Here is a 20,828-nt window from a genome sequence, read left to right as displayed (position 1 = left end):
CCGCCGGATCTGACCACGCGGCCGTCCCTCAGCGCGGAGGCGGTGGCGCAGCCTGACCTTGGCCCTGCTGCAGCAGCGGGGTGATCCGCTGGACCACAACGCGGCGGTTCTCCCGCGACGGGCCTTGCGTGTTCACCTTGAGGTACTGCTCGCCGTAACCCTGTGTGGTCAGGTTCTCGGGTGGCACCTGGAACTGCTGGGTGAGCACGGTCGCCACCGACTGCGCGCGCCGGTCTGACAGGGACAGGTTGTCGATCGCGGAGCCGACCGCATCGGTGAAGCCCTCGATCAGGAAGACCTCGCGCGGGTTGGCCTGGATGGCCCTGTTCATCGCGGCGGCGATCACCGAGAGCTTCGCCGCCTGATCCGGCGTGACGGTGAACGAGCCCGTATCGAACGTGATCGTGTTGATGTCGACCGAGCGCAGCCGGGCCCGGAGATCCGGGCTGTAGCGGATCTGGTCAAGCGTGTAGCGGCGATCGACGGCGACCACCGGCGGCGCGGTCAGCGCCTCGTAGACCTCGCCCTCGTCGGCCTGCGCGTAATCCAAGACATACCGGTCCCGCGGGATCCGGATCTCCGGAGGCGGCAGCACCACCACGTCGTCGTAGACCGGGCGGAGTGGGCCGGCATAGCTGTTGTCGATCAGCACGATCTCGCGACCGTCGCTGTAGCGGAGATAGCGGCGCAGCAGCCGGCCCTCATCGTCCGTCACGGTGACGACTTGCTCGCCGCCCGGCCGATCGAGGTAGCTGTAGAAATCGGCGCCCTGCCGCTCGAAGCGGTAGCCGCGCGGGTCGAGGTATCGGAAACGCTCGTTCTCGTCGTGGCGGATCAGATACCCGTCCCGGTCCTGCACGATGATGCGGCCCGGTTCCCGATAATAGGTCCGGCCGTTGTCGGTGAATTCGCGGCGATCCGTGCGGACCTGCTCGAAATCGCGGACGGCGTCGTTCTGGCGGAAGCCGCCAGGCACGTAGCCGGGCTGACCTGGCCGGTTGAAGGCGCCGGGTCCGGGTGAAACGCCCGGGCCGCCCGCCGGCGGGAGTCCTGGCTGTGACCCGCCGGGCGGCGCCTGACCAGGCGCTTGGCCGGGCGGCACGAACGGCCGTCCCGGGATGCCCGGAGCCATGTTGGGCGGCAGCGGCCGACCGGGCTCGGCGCCGGGCGTGCCGTTCGGCCGAGCCGGTGGATGCGCGTCAGGCTGCGCGTTCTGGGGCTGGAACGGGCGTCCCGGAATGCCGGGGGCCACGTTGGGCGGTGCCGGTCGACCCGGTTCCGTGGCCGGGCCGGCATTCGGCTGCGGCCGAGTCTCGAATTGCCGGTTCTCGCGCGCACCATCCGGGCGCTGGCCCGGTCCACCGGGGGCCGCATCGGGCGGCGGCCGGCGATCCCCAGGCGCCCCGGGGCCATCCGGGCGCTGGCCCGGCGGGCCACGATCCGGGGGCGTTCGGTCTGGCACGGCATCGCGCTGGACAGGACGGTTCGGCTGGGCGTCCGGACCCGGGCGATCCCGATCCGGCGCCTGGCGCTGCTGGGCCGCCGGCGGACGCTCGGGATTGGGTCGCGTCTGGGGCGCGTGATCCCGATCCGGCGCAGGTGGCTGATCAGGGCCGGGCCGAGTTGGCGCCGACCGCCCCGGGGGGATGCGATCCGGACGATCGGGCTGCTGGTCCCGCCGGTCCTGCTGACGCTCCGGTCGCTGCTCCGGTCGCTCTTGGGTAGGGGGTCGCGGTGCTGCCGGTTCTGGACGGCGCTCGGGTGCGCGCTCGCGCGGCGGCGGCTCGCTCGGCGTCGGGCGCTGGGCCGGGGGCTCAGGCCGCTCGCGCGCCGGCGGTGCGGCGTGTTCCGACCGGGGCTCGGGTCGCTCGCGCGCGGCCGGCGGGCCGGGGGGCGGGCCGGGGCGCTCCTGCGGCGGACGCTCCGGACGCGGGCCGCCATGCGGGGGCTCGCCGCCGCGGGGCCCGCGCTCGTCCGGTCCGCCCTGTGCCAGCAGGATCCGGCCCGGCGCGGCACTGGCGGGCTGCACGAGCGTGAGGCCCGGCAACACCGTGCCGGTGAGGAGGATCAGGCGGAGCAGGCGCATCGCGGTCTCGTGTCGGTTCCGGACGAGCCGAACACGGGACGCCACACTTGGTTCCGCACCGATCGGCGCGGTCGCAGGCTCAGGGGGTGAGGCGCTGGGGCACTGCGATCACGTTGGGCGCGATGATGCGCACGGCAACGTGATCCGGTCTCGCATCCGCGGGCTTTGCATCCCCCGGCTTGGCGTCGGCGCCCGTGGCCGGGTCGGCCTTCAGATCGACCCCCGCACGCCCGGCGGCGTCTGCGGCCAGTTCCGCGGCGGTCCGGTCGGCGCGGCCGACCAGGGTCAACCTGACCTTCGGGCGGGAGAGCGCCTCGGCCTGCATCGGCGTCACGAAGATGTCGCCCTTGTGCCGGACCAGCATGCTCTCGGCCTTCACGAGGGATTGTGCCCACGTCTTGCCCTCGGGCTTGCAGGAACAGTTCGGGACGAATTCCTTGCGGAACTTGAAGGCGTTCGCGAGGCTCGTATAGGCGCGGCTGCCCTTCACCGTAGCGGCGTGCTTCAGGGCGTCGTCGCCGTAAGGCATGGAATAGGCTTGCGCCTCCGTCCCCGGGCAGAGCGCCTGGCACATCTCGTCCGCGCCGCCGCGCCCCTCCGGCAAGTTTCGCATCGGGAAGAAGCCGCCGTCGCAGGTGCGCACGCAGACCATCTGGGGACCGCCTCGGGCGTAGGCTTCGCCGATCGCCACATAGGTTTCCCGCACCGGGCAGGTGGCGGCCACGAGGTTCTGAAGTTCGCGCCGGCGCGTCCCGTCGTCGTCAAAGACCGCACCGCCATAGGTCGCCTTCAGAGCCCGGATGCGCTGCTCCACGGCGCCGCATTGCGGCGGCCTCGTGTCGAAGAACAGGAACTTCTCCGTGCAGTTGAGGCCTCTGTAATAGGCCTCCAGCCGCCCGATCTCGTCGTTGAGCGCCCGCGTGGTGCTGGCGCCGGTGTGCAGCGCCGCGAGTTCGGCCCGGTACCGCCGGCACTGGGGCGAGGCCACCTGTGGCACCGGCCGCGCGTCGGCGGCCCCCGGGTCCGGCGACGTCTCCTGCGCGGTTGCCGGGACGAGGAGCGTGCCGGACAGTCCGAGGGTGAGGACCGCGCTCATGATGAGGCGGCCGAGCGAACGGACGATCGGACGGTGAGGCATTGGCTGCATCGCGTTGGCCGGTTGCGTGGCGCTCCGGAAAAGTCCGGGCGTGCGTGCATCCGCGCTTCGGGGCCGAAGCACCGGGATCCTACGCCCCCTCGCAAGACGACGACACCCCTCCTACATCCACCCGGCAAGCTTGAGCGGGGATTGACGGGCGATGTGGTATCGGAGTCTCACCTATGTTGGGCTTCTTGTTGTGGGGCTCGCTGCCGCCGGTTCCGCAGTGGCCCAGGAGCCGGACCGGATCTTCGACAAATCGACGGTCTGGCGTCCGCTGACGCCGAACGACAAGCTGGTGGTCTACGGCATCGACGATCCGGCGGTGTCCGGCGTCGCCTGCTGGTACACGCAGCCCGAGAAGGGCGGGATCAAGGGAACGCTAGGCTTGGCCGAGGATGTCTCTGACATCTCGCTGGCCTGCCGCCAGACCGGGCCGATCGCCTTCAAGGGCAAGCTCAGCCAGGGCGAGGTGGTGTTCAGCGAGCGCCGCTCGCTGATCTTCAAGTCGATGCAGATCGTGCGCGGTTGCGATACGCGGCGCAACACGCTGATCTACATGGTGTATTCCGACAAGGTGATCCAGGGCTCGCCGAAGAACTCGACCTCGGCGGTGCCGCTCGCCCCCTGGGGTACCGAGCCGGCACCGAAATGCGCGGATGCCTTGAAGGGCTGAAGGGCGCGAAAGCCGCCCCGACCGATCCGTTCAGTCCTGGCAGGTGATGCGGATCGGACGTTCGGTCGGGGCCGGGGTCGGCTGGCTGATGGCACCGGTATATTCGTCGGCCGCGGCGACGCCATAGGAATTGGCAGCCGCGTAGCCCTGCGCCTCGCACCATGCGTTGGCCACGACCTGACCGCAGCTGCTGCCCGGGGTCGTCAGGCATTCGCCGACGCCGTACCCGTCGCTCGACGGGAGCAGGAAGGTCTTCTCGACATGGCTCGGTGCCTTGGCGGGCGTCTCGCCGTCACTGCCCGCGAGCGCGGCATGCGCGAGTCCGGCGGTGGCGAAGGCGATGGCGAGGAAACCGGCTGCCGTGCGTCGCATAGAGGGTCCTTGGGCACAGGATCTGTGACGTGAGGAGCGTCGCCCGGACGGTCCGCCGGCGCGGTTAAGGAAGCCTTACCCGCATCGCGCGAAGGCCTTCTCGAATTCCTCACGCTTTTGCGTTAGCCCCATCGGACGGCCTGCGCCGTCGCGGCGATGCAACAGGTTTCCGTGGCGGCGTTACGCGCCGCGCCACGGTTCGGCCGCTCTTCGTCGCGTGCCGCCCGTAGGTCCCTGAGGGCAGGATCGATTTGCCGACGCCAGCCGGTGGGCACGAGCCGGCCGCTCTGTCGGGAGGAGGATGGGTTTCATGGCGCCGATGTTGCGGCTCTACAACACGTTGACCGGTGCCAAGGAGACCTTCGCGCCGATCGATCCGGAGCATGTCCGCATCTACGCCTGCGGCCCGACCGTCTACGACGCCGCGCATATCGGCAACGCCCGCCCGATCATCGTCTTCGACCTGCTGTTCCGGCTGTTGCGCCGCCTCTATGGGCCGGAGCACGTCACGTACGCCCGCAACGTCACGGACGTGGACGACAAGATCAACGCCCGGGCGGCCGAGCGGGGCATCACCATCCGCGAACTCACCGACGGGACGCTGGCGCAGTTCCACCGCGACGTGCGCGACCTCGGCGTGCTGATGCCGGAGGACGTGAACGTCGCGGGCGAGCGGCCCCGCTTCGTCGAGCCCCGCGCCACCGACCACATCGCCGAGATGGTCGCGATGATCGACGCGCTGGTCCGCTCCGGCCACGCTTACGTGGCCGAGGACCATGTCCTGTTCGACGTGCCATCGATGCCGGATTACGGCGGCCTGTCGAAGCGCCCCCTCGACGAGATGGAGGCCGGCGCCCGAGTGGAGGTGGCGCCCTACAAGCGCTCGCCACTCGATTTCGTCTTGTGGAAGCCCGCCAAGCCCGGCGAGCCGTCCTGGCCATCGCCGGCCGGGATCGCCGCGCCGGGGCGACCGGGCTGGCACATCGAGTGCTCGGCCATGTCGGCCAAGCACCTGGGCCAGACCTTCGACATCCATGCGGGCGGCATCGACCTGATCTTCCCCCACCACGAGAACGAGGTGGCGCAATCCCGCTGCTGCTTCGGGACACCCGTGATGGCCAATGTCTGGCTGCACAACGGCTTCCTCCAGGTGGAGGGGGAGAAGATGTCGAAGTCGCTCGGCAACTTCATCACCATCCGGGACGTGCTGAAGGACTGGCCGGGGGAGGTGGTGCGCCTCACCATGCTCAAGACCCATTACCGGCAGCCGATCGACTGGACCCTGCGGGGCCTGGAGGAGTCGAGCCGCGTGCTCGACCGCTGGTACAACGTCGCTGGGGACGCGCCCGCCGCACACGATATCCCCGAGCCGGTGGTCGACGCGCTGTGCGACGACCTGAACACGCCAGCAGCGATCAACGAGCTCCATCGGCTCGGCGGCGCGGAGGCGCAGCCCGGGGCGTTGCGGGCCGGAGCCCATCTGTTCGGCCTCCTCACCCGCACCCGGAGCAGCCGCGAACAGGAGGCGGTCGCCGCATCCGGACTCGATGTCGCCGCCGTCGAGGCGCTGATCGCCGATCGCCGCACCGCCCGGGCCGCGAAGGACTGGGCGGCCTCCGACCGGGCCCGTGATGCGCTCGCCGCGATGGGTGTCGCCGTGAAGGACAACAAGGACGGTACCACCACCTGGACGGTGGCGCGCTGACATCGGAGCCGAGGACGCGGCAGTAACGGCCGCCGCGTCCTCTCGCCCGCTTGCGCCGGGCGTCCCGGGCGGCATCTGTGGACCGGGACGTTTCGCCGGGAAAGAGATCCGCACGTGAGCATCTTCGGGACCTTCGGGGGGCGCCTAGCCCGCGTGGGATCGGCCTTGGCGATCGGGTTTGGCCTCGCCGGGCCGGCCGCGGCCATCGAGGGCGGCGCACCGGCCGGACGGGATGCGCTGGCGCGGGCCACCGTCGCGATCGGCACGATCACCCAGCCCGAGGAAGCCCTGAAGCTGACCCGCTGCACCGGCGTCCTGATCGCGCCGGACCTCGTGCTGACGGCGGCGCATTGCGTCAATGGCGACCCGTTGGGCGCGCTGGTGATCTTCTTTCGCGGTACAGAGCCGGCGCGTCCGGTCCGCGCGGCGCGGGTCGCCGCCCGCTACAGTCCGGATCCGGGGGAGATGTTGCCCAACGCCGCGCCCGACGTGAGCCTCGCGGATCTCTCCCTCGACCTCGCGGTGCTCCGCCTCACCGAGCCGGTGACGGATCGCCGCCCGATCGCGCTTGCGGCCGATCCCAAGCGGGTCCCGAAGCGCCTGCGAATCGCCGGGGCCGGTTTGTCCAGGGGCAGCGTCGGCCGGTTGCGCACGGCGACGCTCACGCCGCTCGTGGCCAGCAGCACCGGATTGACCATCGCCCAGGCCCGGGGCGCCCAGGTCTGCTTCGGCGATTCCGGCGGACCGGTGGTCGCGCAGGATCGCAACGGGACCTACGTGTGGGGCGTCGCGAGCGCGGTGATCAGCCGGGCCGCACCCTGCGGACGCTACGTGGTCATCGCGCCGGCGGCTCAGGTCTTTTCGGGCTCCGGGGCGCGCTGATCCCCCCGGTCGCCGATGGCGCCTCCGTTTTTGCCTGTACAGCGAAGCAACCCTGCGGTGCCACGCTGATCCCCGTTGCGCTGCCCGGGATCGCTTCGCTGCGCACGCGGTGACGATGCGCTGAACCAGACAGCAAAAACCCCGCGCGGCCGGACCGCACGGGGTTTTTCGAGATCGGGTCCCGACGGATCAGACCGCCATGCGCTCCTCGCCGTCCATCGGCTCGCGCAGCACGTAGCCGCGGCCCCAGACGGTCTCGATGTAGTTCTTGCCCGAGCTGGCGTTGGCGAGCTTCTTGCGCAGCTTGCAGATGAACACGTCGATGATCTTCAGCTCGGGCTCGTCCATGCCGCCGTAGAGATGGTTGAGGAACATCTCCTTGGTGAGCGTCGTGCCCTTCCGGAGCGAGAGGAGCTCCAGCATCTGGTACTCCTTGCCGGTCAGATGCACCCGGGCACCACCGACCTCGACGGTCTTCTGGTCGAGGTTCACGATTAGGTCGCCAGTGGTGATGACCGACTGGGCGTGACCCTTCGAGCGGCGCACGATGGCGTGGATGCGCGCCACCAACTCGTCCTTGTGGAACGGCTTGGTGAGGTAGTCGTCGGCGCCGAAGCCGAGGCCCTTAACCTTGTCCTCGATGCCGGCCATGCCGGACAGGATCAGGATCGGGGTCTTAACCTTCGCCACGCGCAGGTTGCGAAGCACCTCGTAGCCCGACATGTCGGGCAGGTTCAGGTCGAGGAGGATGATGTCGTAATCGTAGAGCTTACCGAGATCGATGCCCTCTTCACCAAGGTCGGTGGTGTAGGTGTTGAAGTTCTCGGACTTGAGCATCAACTCGATGCTCTGCGCTGTCGCGCTGTCGTCCTCGATCAAAAGTACCCGCATCGTCGGTCCCCAGCCCAGCCGGCCGCATCAGCGCGCAGACACGTCCCTATCGTTCGCCCGCCACCGGCCTGTGGACGGGCGCCTCGTCGCTCTTGACGTGGGACGCTATGGATTAATCGTTAACAAAACCTGATTCCTACCCGCAAGCGCTTCGTTCGCGAAACCGCGAGCTTGACTGGAGGAATAACGCTCCTCCGGCCCCGACCGGCTCCGTGATTCCGCTTCTCTCGCGGCCCGAGCATCCACCCCGGCGGACTAAGTACCTCTCACGCAATGCTTCGATCCGACCTGTGGTTCACCGGACACAGAGGCCCGACTTCATCGAGCTTGACCGCCAACCGCGCCGGATCGGGGCGCTACGTGACCGTGGATCGCAGTGTTAAGGAGGCCGGTAAACGAAGCGTTGAGAGCGCGGCTCATGACACAGGATTCGGCAAGATCCGTTTCCTCCCTGGCGGCGGCACAGGCGGCTCTGGACCGCGTCGAGGTTCTGGAGACCTACGGCCGGGTCGTGGCGATCCGGGGCCTGCTGGTGGAGATTGCGGGGCCCGTGGCGGCAATGCGGCTCGGCGGCCGGATCGATGTCGAGGGTGCGGACGGCCGGGGGCGGGTACCCTGCGAGATCATCGGCTTCCAAGGCGACCGGGCGCTGGCCATGCCCTTCGGCTCGCTGGAGGGGGTCCGCCGCGGCTGTCCGGCCTATGTCCGCGATGAGGCTGCCGGCGCGATCCGCCCGTCTGCGGCATGGCTCGGCCGGGTCATCGACGCATTGGGCCGTCCCGTGGACGGGCTTGGGATCCTGCCACAGGGTCCGGACGTCTATCCCCTCCGAGCCGACCCCCCGCCGGCCCATGCGCGCAGCCGGGTCGGCGGACCGCTGGATCTCGGGGTCCGGTGTATCAACACCTTCCTGACCATGTGCGCCGGCCAGCGGATGGGGATCTTCGCGGGCTCGGGCGTCGGCAAGTCCGTGCTGCTCTCTATGTTGGCCCGCTACACCGCAGCCGACGTGGCGGTGATCGGCCTCGTCGGCGAGCGCGGGCGCGAGGTGCAGGAGTTCCTGCAGGATGATCTGGGCGCAGCAGGCCTCGCCCGCTCGGTGGTGGTGGTGGCGACCTCGGACGAGCCGGCCCTCATGCGCCGCAACGCCGCCTACGTGACTTTGTCGGTCGCCGAGCATTTTCGCGATCAGGGCGCCAAGGTGCTGTGCATGATCGATTCGATCACGCGCTTCGCGATGGCCCAGCGCGACATCGGCCTTGCCGCCGGCGAGCCACCCACCGCCAAGGGCTACACGCCCACCGTCTTCTCGGAATTGCCGCGCCTGCTGGAACGGGCGGGACCCGGGGTCGGACAGGGGACGATCTCGGCTTTGTTCACGGTTCTGGTCGAGGGAGATGACCACAACGAGCCGGTGGCCGACGCGGTGCGCGGCATCCTCGACGGCCACATCGTGATGGAGCGCGCCATCGCCGAGCGCGGGCGCTACCCAGCGATCAACGTCTTGCGCTCGGTCTCGCGGACGATGCCGCGATCCTGCGATCCGGCCTTTCTGCCGGTGGTGCGAAGGGCACGGCGTGTGCTCTCCACCTACGCCGACATGGAGGAGCTGATCCGGCTCGGCGCCTACCGCGCGGGCTCATCGCAGGAGGTCGACGAGGCCGTGGCGCTCATGCCGCATCTTGAGGCTTTTCTTGGGCAGGGTAAGGAAGAAGCAACGTCCATCAGCGATGGTTACGCACGGCTCGGTCAGATCGTCGGCGGGGCCTAGGGGCACGGGCCAGGCGCGATCCTCGGCACGGCCTTGAGCGTTGCGTGGAGTGAGCGTCCTGATGAAATCGCGTGACACGCTGATCCGCCTGCGCCGCTTCCAGGTCGATGAGAAGCGCCGGCGCGTGACTCAAATCGAGATGATGATGGCCGACTTCCAGCGCATGGCGGTGGAGTTGGACCGGGAGGTCGCCGTCGAGGAGGCCCGCGCCGGCATCACCGATGTCGGTCACTTCGCCTACCCGACTTATGCCCGTGCGGCGGCCACCCGCCGGGACAACATGCGCCAATCCGCACAGGCGTTGGAGGGGCAGCTTGCCGAGGCCAAGGCCGAGCTGGGCGAGGCCTTCGAGGAGCTGAAGAAGGTCGAGATCCTGAACGATCGGGAGCGCACCGCCGAACGGGCTGCCGAATCGGTCCGCGAACAGGCTGCGATGGACGGGATCGGGCTGAACCGCGCCCGGGGCTGAGACGGCGGGTGCGGAGGCCGGCTCCACCGGGCGCGCGGCACGAAACCGTCATGATCACCTGACAAGGGGGCCCTTGGTGGCGTCACGCCGCTTGCAGGGCGCCGCGTGACGGCGCATCAGGGGCTCTCCCCGGGGCGTCGGTGTTCATGAAGAAGATCAGCGAGTTCATCTGGCCGCTCATCGGCCTGGCCGCCGTCGTCGTATCGGGCTATTTTCTCTACCAGGAATTAAAGACGACCTCGCTCGCGGCGATCTGGGCCGCGATCCTGGCGATCCCGCCGCACCGGATCCTGCTGGCGGCCCTCTCGACCCTTGTCGCCTACTCGGCCCTCGCGTGGTACGACCGAATCGCGCTGCTGCACCTGGGCATCCGCCACATCTCGTGGCTGTTCGTCTCGCTCTGCTCCTTCACGACCTACGCGCTCTCGCACAATATCGGCGCCTCGGTCTTCTCGGGCGCCCTGGTGCGCTACCGGGCCTACACCGCCAAGGGCCTGACCGCGGCGCAGGTCGCCGTGCTGGTGGCCCTGTGCTCCTTCACCTTCTTCCTTGGCACGGTGCTGCTCGGCGGCTTCACGCTGGTGGTGGATCCGCATCTGCTGAGCCGGCTCGAAGGCAGGCTGCCGGGCTTCCTCACCGACCCCAAAATAGCGCTGATTGTCGGGATCGGGATGCTGGCCTTCGTCGGCCTGTACGTGATCGGCTCGATCCTGCACCTGCGCCCGCTGCACATCCGCTCGTTCAAGCTCGAATATCCCCGGCCGGGCATCATGGGCCGCCAGCTTCTGGCGGCTCCGCTGGAGTTGCTGGGCGCGGCCGGCATCATCTACTTCGCGCTTCCCGAGGCGATGAACCCGGGTTTCATCCCGGTGCTGGCGATCTTTCTGGCCTCGTTCTCGGTGGCCCTAGCTTCGCACGCCCCGGGCGGTCTCGGCGTCTTCGAGATCGTCTTCATCACGGCGATGCACATCACCGATGAGGCCCAGAAGGACGCAATCATCGCGGCGGTGATCATCTTCCGGATTTTCTACTTTTGGATCCCGGCCTTGATCTCGGTGGTTGTGGTGGTCGTCTTCGAGCGGTCCAGGCTTGCGGCAGCGATCGACTCGGCCGCGCGCGGTCCGACGGTGGCGGTGGTCCCGGATCCGCCTGTCGTCGCCCCCGGGCTCGACCCGCACGAGCTGGAGCGGGAGCTCAAGCAGAAGGCGATCTGAGGCGGGTAAGGGGGCGTTTCGCACCCGCCCCGCAGAGGCTTGCGGACACGCACAGCGTGGGCTGCCAAATGTCCGCAGGACGTGGCGCGGGTCCCCCGTGCGGGAGAGGGAGCGCCTCGCGCTCGATCGTCAGCGGCGGTGTTCGACTCAGACAGGTGGTCGTGCCACCCGCTGCAGGCGGATGCGCAATGGGTCGGCAACGCCGTATCCTCAATGCCCTCAGATCGAACTCACCGTCCGCAGCCGCGCCCGCGGGTGGATCTCGGCCTGGCTCATCACCGGCGTCTCCCGCCGGAAGCGCTCGATGATCGAGCGCACGAATGGCCGGGTCTGGGCCGAAGTCACCAGCACCGGCATCTCGCCCTGCCGCGCCGCCGCCTCGAACCGATCGCGCACGGCCGTGACGAACTCGCTGAGCTTCGAGGGTTGCATCGCGAGGTAGCGCTCCTCCCGCTCGCCGACGATCGACTCCAGGAAGGCCTGCTCCCAGGCCGGCGACAGGGTGATGATCGGCAGGCTGCCATTCTGGTCCTGGTACTGCGCACAGATCTGCCGGCCGAGCCGGGCGCGGACGTGCTCGACCACGTCGCGCGGGTTCTTGACGCTGCCCGCCACCTCAGCGATCGCCTCTACGATCGCCCCGAGGTCGCGTATCGAGACGCGCTCGGCCAGGAGGAACTGCAGCACCCTCTGAATGCCCGTGGTGGCGATCTGCGACGGAACGATCTCCTTGAGCAGGTCGGTGTGCTCCTTCGATAGCTCGCGCAGCAGCTTCGAGACCTCGACGTGGTTGAGGAGTTCGGAGACATGCGCCTTGATCACCTCGGTGAGGTGGGTCGAGACCACGGTGGCGGCGTCCACCACCGTGTAGCCCTTGAGTTGCGCCTGATCACGGAGCGCCGCGTCGATCCAGGTGGCCGGCAGGCCGAAGGTCGGCTCCAGCATGTGCTGGCCCGGCAGTTGGACCTGCCCACCCATCGGGTCCATCGCCATGAACTGGCCGGGGAAGATCCGGCCGGTGCCGGCCTCGATCTCCTTCACCCGCACCACGTAGGTGTTGGCGTCGAGCTGGACGTTGTCGAGGATCCGCACCGAAGGCATCACGAAGCCGAGCTCCGCCGCGAGCTGCCGGCGCAGGGCCTTGATCTGATCCGTGAGCCGGTCCTGACCCTCGCCGTTGACGAGGGCGAGCAGGGCGTAGCCCATCTCGAGCTTCAGATCATCGAGCTTGAGCAGATCGGTGACCGTCTCCTCCTTGGCAGCCGCCGCCGCCGCGACGGCCTTGGCGTCCATCGGGGCGCCCTGCGCGTCGAGCGGCGGGGCCTCCAGATTGGTCTTGTTGATCCGCCACGCGGCGTAGCCGGCGCCGCCGCCCAGCAGCAGGAACGGCAGCATCGGCATGCCGGGCAGGAGCGCGATCAGCAGCATCACCGCCGCCGACATGCCGAGCGCCTTCGGATAATGGGCGAGCTGCTTGCCAAGCGCCTTATCGGCCGCACCCTTAACGCCGGCCTTCGAGACCAGAAGGCCAGCGGCCGTGGAGACGATCAGGGCGGGAACTTGGCTCGCGAGGCCATCGCCGATGGTGAGCAACGTGTAGCTCTTGGCCGCATCGCCGAAGCTCAGGCCCTGCTGGGCGACACCGATGATGATGCCGCCGACGACGTTGATGAAGGTGATCAGCAGCGCTGCCACCGCGTCGCCGCGCACGAATTTCGAGGCGCCGTCCATGGCGCCGAAGAAGGACGATTCTTCCTCAAGAGCCGCGCGCCGGGCCTTGGCGGCCTTCTCGTCGATGAGGCCGGCGGAGAGATCGGCATCGATTGCCATCTGCTTGCCCGGCATGGCGTCGAGGGTGAAGCGGGCCGCCACCTCGGCGATACGGCCCGAGCCCTTCGTGATCACCACGAAATTCACGATGATCAGGATCGCGAATACGATGATCCCGATCACGAAGTTGCCGCCCATCACGAAGTGACCGAAGGCCTCGATCACATGGCCGGCCGCCGCCGTGCCCTCGTGGCCGTGTCCAAGGATCAGGCGGGTCGAGGCGAGGTTGAGGGCCAGCCGCAACATCGTGGCGATGAGCAGCAACGTCGGGAAGACGGTGAATTCGAGCGGGTTGTCGATCGACAGCCCGGTCATCATGATCAGCACCGAGATGATGATCGACACCGCCAGCAGCAGGTCCAGCAGCATCGCCGGCAGCGGGAAGATCAGGACCGCGAGGATCCCGAGCACGCCGGTGGCGAACAGCAGATCGGACCGCTTCGACAGCGCCTGCACGTCGCTGCGGGTCGGCAACGCGAGCTGTCCCAGGAGCGCCGCAGCGCCCATCCGTGCCGGCGCGCTTGCCGTCTCCGCCATCGATCCCACCCGTCGTGGTCCGCAGCGGGGGCGTCCCCGATGGCGAACCCGGCAAGATCTGCCGGGTGGATGGTTAGCGGCTCGTTAAGAACGCCGGCATGAGCGGACGGGAACCCGTCGCGGATCCATCGCTTGACCGGTCGGCGATCGCTTGACCCGGTCACAGCCGTCCCGTTTCCCGCTGCAACCGGGGGCGCCGTCGCCACGGATCCGGGCGTGAGGCCCGAAGTTTCGGGAGATTGCCATGGCCGCGCGCGCCCTGACCGCTTTGTTCGACGATTACGAGGCCGCCGCCCGGGCGGTGGACCAGCTCGAAGCGGCCGGCATTCCCCACAGCGAGATCAGCATCATCTCGAACCGGACGGAGCCCGGCGCCTCTGCGCTACCGCCCATCGACAAGGCGGAGCAGCCGGATGAGGCGATCGATTCCGCCGGCACGGGTGCTACGGTTGGTACGGTTCTCGGTGGCGGTGCGGGCCTGCTTGCGGGGTTGGGCCTCCTCGCAATCCCCGGGCTCGGCCCCGTCGTGGCGGCGGGCTGGCTCGTGGCGGCCGTGACGGCGGCGGGCGTCGGGGCGGCTGCCGGTGGGCTGATCGGTGGCCTGACTGGGGCGGGCTTGAGCGAGGGCGAGGCCGAGACCTACGCCGAGGGCGTGCGCCGGGGTGGGACGTTGGTGACGGTCCGCGCCGAGGATGCTCGGGCCGAACACGTCCTCACCATCCTGGATCGGGCAGGATCGATCGACCTCGACGAGCGCGCCGATGGGTGGCGCGCGCAAGGCTGGACCGGCGGCACCGTCGGACCGACGCCAAGCCGATCCGACCTTCCCACCGGCACCAGCCGTTAGGAGCGGCCCCGACCGCATCGCGATCCGAATCCAGTCTAACGCCTTGGCTCGACGCGCTGGCTTGCGTCGAGCCGGTATCCGGTCCTGCGGCGAGCGCCTGAACGAAGGCGCGGTGTTCGCCGACCCTCAGGCCATCATCTTGCGCGCGAACATGGCCGCTGCGAACAGCACGGCGGAGCCCGCGGTAATCAGGCTGATCATCAGGATCCGCCGCGGCTCGACGGAGGATTCCGCCCGAACCGGCTCGACGATCGGGCTGAAGAACTCGATCTGGCGCGTTGCGATGATGCGGGAGCGCTCGTAGGCGGCCAGCACCTGCTGATAGTATTTCTCCGCGTTCTTGCGATCGTTATCGAGCGCTTCGAACCGCGTCAGTGCATCCGAGAGCAGGCGCTTCTGTTCCGGATCCTGGCTGGCTGATTGCCGCTCGATCCGGGCGATGTTCTCGTCGAGATCCTTGATCTGCTGCTTGATGTCGATGATCCGGCGGGATTCAGGCCCGAGATCGCGCTGACCGATGGCAAGCTGCACCGCGAGGTTGATCCGGGCCGAACGCAGCTCGGCCACCATCTTCAGATTGACCTCATTCGACTTCTGCGCGTCGAGCACACCTTCGCGGTTGCGCAGATCGCGCATCGCGAGACGGATCTTGGTCATCCGCTCCTCGGCGAGCTTCAGCTCGCGGGTGCTCTCTGCCACGGCATCCTCACGCGCCTTGACGCTGAGGTCGTTCACCATCCGCTCGGCCTCCTTCATGACGGCCTTGGCGATGGCGAGGGATTGGTCCGGGCTGAAGGCCTCGACGCTGACCGACATGATCCCGGAGCCGGGCTCGATATCGATATCGACGCGCCGCTTCCAGTAGCGCAGGAACTTCTCGATCGGCTTGCTCGGATCGAAGCGCGATGCGTAGTCGATAGAGTCGCTGCTGAACCATTCGCGCAGCGGCAGCTGTGCTTCGAGCGTCTCCAGCATGGGCCGGCTCAGGATGTATTCCCGGGTGATCATCGTGTCCTGAGCCACCATCTGGCTCGGCACACCCGAGTTGGTCCCCACCGAATCTGGATTCGCCTTGTCGGCTGTGCCGATGGCCGGCCGGATCGCGAACCGCGCCTCGGTGACGTACCGGTCCGACGCGATCAGCCCATAGTAGACGGCGCCGGCGAGGGCCGGCAGCACAAAGCAGAGCACGAACAGGATCGGGATCCAGGGGTCGTTCTTGACGTGGCTTTGATAGGACCGGATCCCCTTCTTGCGATCGGCGAAGCGCGACATCCGCGCGATCTGGCGCAGCGACTCGGTGACCGCCTGCTGGCGCTCCGCGGTCGTGACCGGCTGCCCGTCGGCTTTCCGGATCTCCATATTCATGGCTTGATTCCCGGCCTCCCCGGCCTCGAAGGTCGATCCGCTCGGAAGCGCTCGACCGCAGCGCAGCGCCCGCGTCCGAGTCGTCTCCCACGCGGAGACGGCAAAAGCATGTCCTTAAAGCCGCGGACGGCGACGCTTCACGCGTTCAAGCGCCGGTAGACCTCGATGGCGTCGTTGACGTCCTCGTAGATGATCGCGCGGCCGTTGAGCAGCACGAGGCCCTGCGTGCACCACTGCCGGATCGTCTCCATGGAGTGTGAGACCATGATGATGTCCGCGTGCTTGCGGCGCTGGGAGAAGACCTCGTCACAGCGCTTCGAGAATCGCGCATCGCCAACCGAGGTGATCTCATCGATCAGATAGCAATCGAACGGGATCGCCATGCTCATGCCGAAGGCGAGACGCGCGCCCATACCCGACGAGTAGGTATAGATCGGCACGTCGAGGTAGCTGCCGAGCTCCGAGAAGTCCTCAACGAACTCCAGGACCTTGCGGGGGTCCTCCCCGTAGATTCGCGCCACGAACACGACGTTGTCGCGGCCGGTCATCTTCGGGTGGAAGCCGCCCGCGAAGCCTAGCGGCCAGGAGACGCGCAGGCCACGATGGATCTTGCCGCGCGTCGGATCCTCCGTGCCGGCGATCAGCCGCATCGTGGTGGATTTGCCGGCGCCATTGATGCCGAGAATTCCGTAGGAAATGCCCGGTTTCAGGGTGAACGTGGCCTGTTCCAGGATGGTCCGCTTATGACCGTCCGTGCGGTAGACCTTGCTGACTTTCTCGAAACGGATCACCGAATGGTCTCCAGGGCGAGGTGCCGAACAGCCGGTCCGAGCTGTCGGCCGCCGTGCTCCTGCCGGCCGAAAGCGGCAAATCTGAGAACACGATAGGTCGATCGGACGTGCCGCCCGAGCGACCGATCCGGAACCTCCGGGATACAAAGCTAGCCTGAATGAAAGTGCAGCTCGCCACCCCGCCGTTGACGCATATCGGCATATGGCATACCAAATACCAGCGACGCCACGGAGGATAGCTCTTCTGAACGTCGCTCAGTCGGAACTTTAGCTCCACATACGGAGAGAAAGACCGTCCATGACCGATGGGGAAACCTGCACGCAGATGGGATCGACGTCCGACGTCACGAGACTCGTCGATGCCATCGGGGATGCCGTCGTGGTGGCCGATCCGGACGGCGCGATCACCGTCTGGAATCCGGCCGCCGAGCGGATCTTCGGCTTCTCTGCCGCGGAGGCGCTCGGCCGGACGCTGGACCTGATCACGCCGGAGCGGCACCGCCGTCGCCATTGGGACGGCTACGCCAAGACGATGCGGACCGGCACCACCCGCTACGGGGCAGAGACCCTGAGGGTGCCGGCGATCCACAAGGACGGTCACCAGCTCTCGATCGCCTTCACGGTGGGAATGGTGCGGGACGCCTCCGACCAAGTGACCGGAATCGTCGCCGTGATCCGCGACGAAACCGAGCGCTGGACTGCGGAGAAGCAGCTGCGCCAGCGCGTGGCCGAACTCGAAGCCGCCGTGCCGGCCTGACCCCTTTCACCGAAACGCCAATCATTCCAAGGGAGGACGCCCCATGAGCAAGCCGCTGGAAGGCATCAAGATCATCGACTTCACGCACGTCCAGGCCGGTCCGGCCTGCACGCAGTTGCTGGCGTGGTTCGGCGCCGATGTGATCAAGGTGGAGCGCCCCGGCGCTGGCGACGTGACCCGGACCCAGCTGCGCCACGTCGAGGACGCGGACGCGCTCTACTTCACGATGCTGAACTCCAACAAGCGCTCGCTCACCCTCGACACCAAGACCCAGGCGGGCAAGGAAGTCCTTGAGAAGCTCATCAAGGACTCCGACGTGATGGTCGAGAATTTCGGCCCCGGCGCGCTCGACCGGATGGGCTTCTCCTGGGCGCGCATCCAGGAGCTGAACCCGGGCATGATCCTCGCCTCGGTGAAGGGCTTTTCCGACGGCCATCACTACGAGGATCTGAAGGTCTACGAGAACGTCGCCCAGTGCGCGGGCGGTGCCGCCTCGACCACCGGCTTCTGGGATGGGCCGCCCACCGTCAGCGCCGCCGCGCTCGGTGATTCCAACACCGGCATGCATCTGGCCATCGGCATCCTCACGGCGCTCCACCAGAAGAACAAGACCGGCAAGGGCCAGAAGGTCGCCGTGTCGATGCAGGATTCGGTCATCAACCTCTGCCGCGTGAAGCTGCGCGACCAGCAGCGCCTCGACGCCCTCGGCTACCTCGAGGAATACCCGCAATACCCGCACGGCGAGTTCTCCGACGTGGTGCCGCGCGGCGGCAACGCGGGCGGCGGCGGCCAGCCGGGCTGGGTGCTCAAGTGCAAGGGCTGGGAGACCGACCCGAACGCCTACATCTACTTCACGATCCAGGGCCATGCCTGGGCACCGATCTGCAAGGCGCTCGGCAAGGAGGAGTGGATCACCGATCTGGGCTACAACACCCCCCGCGCCCGCCAGGACAAGATCTTCGACATCTTCAAGACGATCGAGGAGTGGCTCGCCGATAAGACCAAGTTCGAGGCGGTCGACATCCTGCGCACCTACGACATCCCCTGCGCGCCGGTGCTGTCGATGAAGGAGATCGCCGAGGACAAGTCCCTGCGCGAGAGCGGCACCGTGGTCGAGGTGGCGCACCCGAAGCTCGGCAAGTACCTGACCGTCGGAAGCCCGATCAAGTTCTCCGACATGCAGGTCGAGGTGAAGGCCTCGCCGCTCCTGGGTGAGCACACCGACGAGGTGCTGGCAGATCTGGGCTACTCGCAGGAGCAGATCCTTGCCATGCACGAGGCCCGTGCGGTCTGAGTGGGACCGGACGCCCTCCGCGATCCTGAGACAGGACGGCGCCGCCTCGGCGCCGTCCTTTTCATGTGCGAGCCCCGGACCCGATGCGTACGTTCCTGAGTCGTTTCCTGCCGGAGCTGACCCCGGTCAGCAAGCGCGAGCGCCTGCGCTCGGCCGCGGGTGCCCTGGTGGGGATCCTGGCGACCGGTCTCGTCTGCCGGGCCTCCGTCCCCGCCGAGGCGCTGCCGATCCTCATCGCCCCGATGGGCGCCTCGGCGGTACTGCTCTTCGCCGTGCCGGCGAGCCCTTTAGCGCAGCCCTGGTCGATCCTCGGCGGCAATCTGGTTGCCGCTCTGGTCGGCGTCACGGCGGCGGCGTGGATCGCCGACCCGTTCGTGGCGGCCGCCTGCGCGATCGGGGTGGCGATCGCCCTGATGATGCTCCTGCGCTGCCTGCATCCGCCGAGCGGGGCCGTGGCGTTGACGGCGGTGCTGGGTGGCCCGGCAACCCACGCGCTCGGCTACGGCTTCGTGCTCTGGCCGGTGGGGGCCAACTCGCTGATCCTGCTCGCCACCGCCCTGCTGTTCAACAACCTGACCGGGCGCACCTACCCGCATCATCGCCCGGCCGGACCGCGGACAGCCGACCCGCCCTCCGGCGCCCGGGTCGGGTTCCGGGCCGCCGACCTCGACGCGGCGCTTGAAGAGTTCGACCAACTCCTCGATGTCGACCGAAGCGATCTGGAGCAGATCCTGCGGCGTGTGCAGATGCGTGTCTACGGCCGCAGTTCGGGGCCGATGACCTGCGCGGCGATCATGTCGCGCGACGTGATCGCGGTCGCGCCCGAGGCGCCATTGTCTGAGGCCCTGCGGCTGCTGCGCCGCCACCGGATCAAGGCGCTGCCAGTCACCGACGAGCGCGCCCGGGTGCTCGGGATCGTGACGCAGACCGACCTCCTCGACAAGGCTGCCTGGGACCGGTCCGGGCCGCGCCTCGGTCTCGGACGCCGCCTCCTTCTCACTGCAGAACGGGGCAGGGCACCCCATGGCTGCGCCGCCGACATCATGACGGCGGTCGAGCCTGTCGGGCCGGATATGCCGATCGCAGTGCTCGTGCCCCGGATGTCGGAGGCGGGACTCCATCATCTACCGGTGGTTGATGCCGATGGACGGCTCATCGGGATCGTCTCGCAGACGGACCTTATCCCAGCGCTCCTGGCCGAAGCCGGTGCACCCGAGGCGCCGGCCCGCATCCACACGCCGGCTCAGCCCGTTCCGGCCTGATCCGCGAGCCGATCGCTCAGGAAGAAGTCCACAGCCTGTGCCACGACGGCTGGCTGGTGGGCATGCGGCCCGTCATACTCGACAAAGGTGATTGGATAGCCGGCCTCGCGCAGGGCCGGCACGTGTACCCGGGCGCTCCGATCGATCGGGATCTGCTCGTCCTGCGTCCCGTGCGACAGGAAAATTTTTGGCGCGCCGACCTGCAGGTGCACCGACAGGAAGCCCGCCGACGAGACGATCAGGTGGCTCGCCACGTCGCCGTTCGCGAGTCCCAGCGAGAGGGTGTAGCTCCCGCCGTCGGAATGGCCGGCGAAGCAGAGATGTTCGGGATCGAGCAGGAACCGGTCGGCCACGTGCGCGAGCGCGGCCGCAACGCGCTCCCGATCCGGACCGTGACCCGCAATGACGATGTCCCATGTTGGGAACAGCGATTGCGGGACGAGGAGCAGGAACTTTTCGGATTGGGCATGGCGCTCCAGCATCGGCAGGATGCGCTCGGCGCTGCCACCGCCGCCGTGGAACAGCACCACGAGCGGGGAGGGGCGGTGGGGATCGACGCCTTCGGGGACCACCAGCACCGCGTCACGCTCGGCGAACAGGTCGAGGTTGTGCCTTCCCGGCGGGAGGGGGGCCTGAGCGGGTAGGCGGTGGCGGAAGTCCAGGCGGCCGGCGAGGGCGGGATCGATCATATCAGGGCATCGCGGGATGGGTTCGTATGCAAGCGTCGCTGGGAGGACTCCCGCGGTAGTATCGGCTTCTCTCCCTCCCCCTCTGCGGGCTACCGGATGCACACATCTCCAGCAGACAACGACGCTGGCGGCAGAGCGCGACAGGCCCCCTCTCCCGAGCGGGAGAGGGTTGGGGTGAGGGACGAGAAGGCGCAGGATAGGGCACGTCATCAACGCGCCGACAGGGCGCGCCTCGTTCTAAAAGTTCGC

The 20,828-nt window shown here is 68.2% G+C and carries 18 protein-coding genes; 10 read left to right on the top strand and 8 right to left on the bottom strand.

Going from position 1 to position 20,828, the window contains the following annotated elements:
- Positions 1 to 28: 28 nt before the first annotated feature.
- Positions 29 to 2,086: an OmpA family protein gene (locus BLQ49_RS00140; RefSeq protein WP_091712314.1), complete on the bottom strand. Its 2,058-nt coding sequence runs from the start codon at positions 2,084 to 2,086 to the stop codon at positions 29 to 31.
- Positions 2,087 to 2,165: 79 nt separating this feature from the next.
- The gene (locus tag BLQ49_RS00135) at positions 2,166 to 3,224 is read right to left on the bottom strand and encodes a DUF2865 domain-containing protein (protein ID WP_091712312.1); all 1,059 of its coding nucleotides are present in this window, start codon (positions 3,222 to 3,224) and stop codon (positions 2,166 to 2,168) included.
- A 160-nt stretch (positions 3,225 to 3,384) separates the two neighbouring features.
- Here BLQ49_RS00135 and BLQ49_RS00130 point away from each other — a divergent pair, with 160 nt between their 5' ends.
- A complete protein-coding gene (locus BLQ49_RS00130; RefSeq protein WP_091712310.1) occupies positions 3,385 to 3,900 on the top strand; it encodes a CreA family protein in 516 nt (171 codons plus the stop codon).
- Between the two features lie 30 nt (positions 3,901 to 3,930).
- On the opposite strand, the gene BLQ49_RS00125 is transcribed toward BLQ49_RS00130, so the two are convergent.
- Positions 3,931 to 4,272, bottom strand: coding sequence for a hypothetical protein (locus tag BLQ49_RS00125; protein WP_091712309.1), 342 nt, complete (start codon positions 4,270 to 4,272; stop codon positions 3,931 to 3,933).
- Positions 4,273 to 4,582: 310 nt separating this feature from the next.
- Between BLQ49_RS00125 and cysS the strand changes: the two genes are divergently transcribed.
- Positions 4,583 to 5,977, top strand: a complete 1,395-nt coding sequence (cysS, locus tag BLQ49_RS00120; protein ID WP_091712307.1) for a cysteine--tRNA ligase — start codon at positions 4,583 to 4,585, stop codon at positions 5,975 to 5,977.
- 114 nt (positions 5,978 to 6,091) lie between these two features.
- The gene (locus BLQ49_RS00115) at positions 6,092 to 6,859 is read left to right on the top strand and encodes a S1 family peptidase (protein WP_091712306.1); all 768 of its coding nucleotides are present in this window, start codon (positions 6,092 to 6,094) and stop codon (positions 6,857 to 6,859) included.
- 189 nt (positions 6,860 to 7,048) lie between these two features.
- On the opposite strand, the gene ctrA is transcribed toward BLQ49_RS00115, so the two are convergent.
- Positions 7,049 to 7,750 (bottom strand): response regulator transcription factor CtrA, encoded by a 702-nt coding sequence (gene ctrA, locus BLQ49_RS00110; protein WP_091712304.1) that lies wholly within the window; start codon positions 7,748 to 7,750, stop codon positions 7,049 to 7,051.
- A gap of 418 nt (positions 7,751 to 8,168) precedes the next feature.
- Here ctrA and fliI point away from each other — a divergent pair, with 418 nt between their 5' ends.
- From fliI to BLQ49_RS00095, 3 genes are all read left to right on the top strand, one after another.
- Positions 8,169 to 9,521 carry a flagellar protein export ATPase FliI gene (gene fliI, locus BLQ49_RS00105; protein ID WP_091712303.1) on the top strand — a complete coding sequence of 451 codons (1,353 nt, stop codon included), beginning with the start codon at positions 8,169 to 8,171 and terminating at the stop codon, positions 9,519 to 9,521.
- A 61-nt stretch (positions 9,522 to 9,582) separates the two neighbouring features.
- Entirely contained in the window at positions 9,583 to 9,990 is a 408-nt protein-coding gene (gene fliJ / locus BLQ49_RS00100; RefSeq protein WP_091713051.1) for a flagellar export protein FliJ, read from the top strand.
- A 146-nt stretch (positions 9,991 to 10,136) separates the two neighbouring features.
- Positions 10,137 to 11,204: a lysylphosphatidylglycerol synthase domain-containing protein gene (locus tag BLQ49_RS00095; protein WP_091712301.1), complete on the top strand. Its 1,068-nt coding sequence runs from the start codon at positions 10,137 to 10,139 to the stop codon at positions 11,202 to 11,204.
- A 219-nt stretch (positions 11,205 to 11,423) separates the two neighbouring features.
- On the opposite strand, the gene flhA is transcribed toward BLQ49_RS00095, so the two are convergent.
- Positions 11,424 to 13,571 carry a flagellar biosynthesis protein FlhA gene (gene flhA, locus BLQ49_RS00090; protein WP_091712299.1) on the bottom strand — a complete coding sequence of 716 codons (2,148 nt, stop codon included), beginning with the start codon at positions 13,569 to 13,571 and terminating at the stop codon, positions 11,424 to 11,426.
- A gap of 244 nt (positions 13,572 to 13,815) precedes the next feature.
- Between flhA and BLQ49_RS00085 the strand changes: the two genes are divergently transcribed.
- On the top strand, positions 13,816 to 14,418 hold the full coding sequence (locus tag BLQ49_RS00085) for a hypothetical protein (RefSeq protein WP_091712297.1): 603 nt from the start codon (positions 13,816 to 13,818) through the stop codon (positions 14,416 to 14,418).
- 126 nt (positions 14,419 to 14,544) lie between these two features.
- Here BLQ49_RS00085 and BLQ49_RS00080 read toward each other — a convergent pair whose 3' ends face one another.
- Both BLQ49_RS00080 and BLQ49_RS00075 read right to left on the bottom strand, forming a co-directional pair.
- Positions 14,545 to 15,786, bottom strand: coding sequence for a KpsE/RkpR family capsule polysaccharide export protein (locus BLQ49_RS00080; protein WP_091712295.1), 1,242 nt, complete (start codon positions 15,784 to 15,786; stop codon positions 14,545 to 14,547).
- A 137-nt stretch (positions 15,787 to 15,923) separates the two neighbouring features.
- A complete protein-coding gene (locus tag BLQ49_RS00075) occupies positions 15,924 to 16,577 on the bottom strand; it encodes an ABC transporter ATP-binding protein (protein WP_091712292.1) in 654 nt (217 codons plus the stop codon).
- A gap of 298 nt (positions 16,578 to 16,875) precedes the next feature.
- Here BLQ49_RS00075 and BLQ49_RS00070 point away from each other — a divergent pair, with 298 nt between their 5' ends.
- From BLQ49_RS00070 to BLQ49_RS00060, 3 genes are all read left to right on the top strand, one after another.
- A complete protein-coding gene (locus tag BLQ49_RS00070) occupies positions 16,876 to 17,334 on the top strand; it encodes a PAS domain-containing protein (protein ID WP_244507372.1) in 459 nt (152 codons plus the stop codon).
- Between the two features lie 43 nt (positions 17,335 to 17,377).
- Positions 17,378 to 18,628, top strand: a complete 1,251-nt coding sequence (gene frc / locus BLQ49_RS00065) for a formyl-CoA transferase (protein WP_091712291.1) — start codon at positions 17,378 to 17,380, stop codon at positions 18,626 to 18,628.
- A gap of 83 nt (positions 18,629 to 18,711) precedes the next feature.
- Entirely contained in the window at positions 18,712 to 19,890 is a 1,179-nt protein-coding gene (locus tag BLQ49_RS00060; RefSeq protein WP_091712289.1) for an HPP family protein, read from the top strand.
- Here the strand turns inward: BLQ49_RS00060 and BLQ49_RS00055 are convergent.
- Complete coding sequence (locus BLQ49_RS00055) at positions 19,872 to 20,579, bottom strand: alpha/beta hydrolase (protein ID WP_091712287.1); 708 nt, start codon at positions 20,577 to 20,579, stop codon at positions 19,872 to 19,874. The two genes, BLQ49_RS00060 and BLQ49_RS00055, sit on opposite strands and share 19 nt — an antisense overlap.
- Positions 20,580 to 20,828 lie beyond the last annotated feature (249 nt).

The organism is Methylobacterium phyllostachyos (assembly GCF_900103445.1).
GTDB lineage: Bacteria > Pseudomonadota > Alphaproteobacteria > Rhizobiales > Beijerinckiaceae > Methylobacterium > Methylobacterium phyllostachyos.
This window is presented reverse-complemented; position numbering and strand designations above follow the sequence as displayed.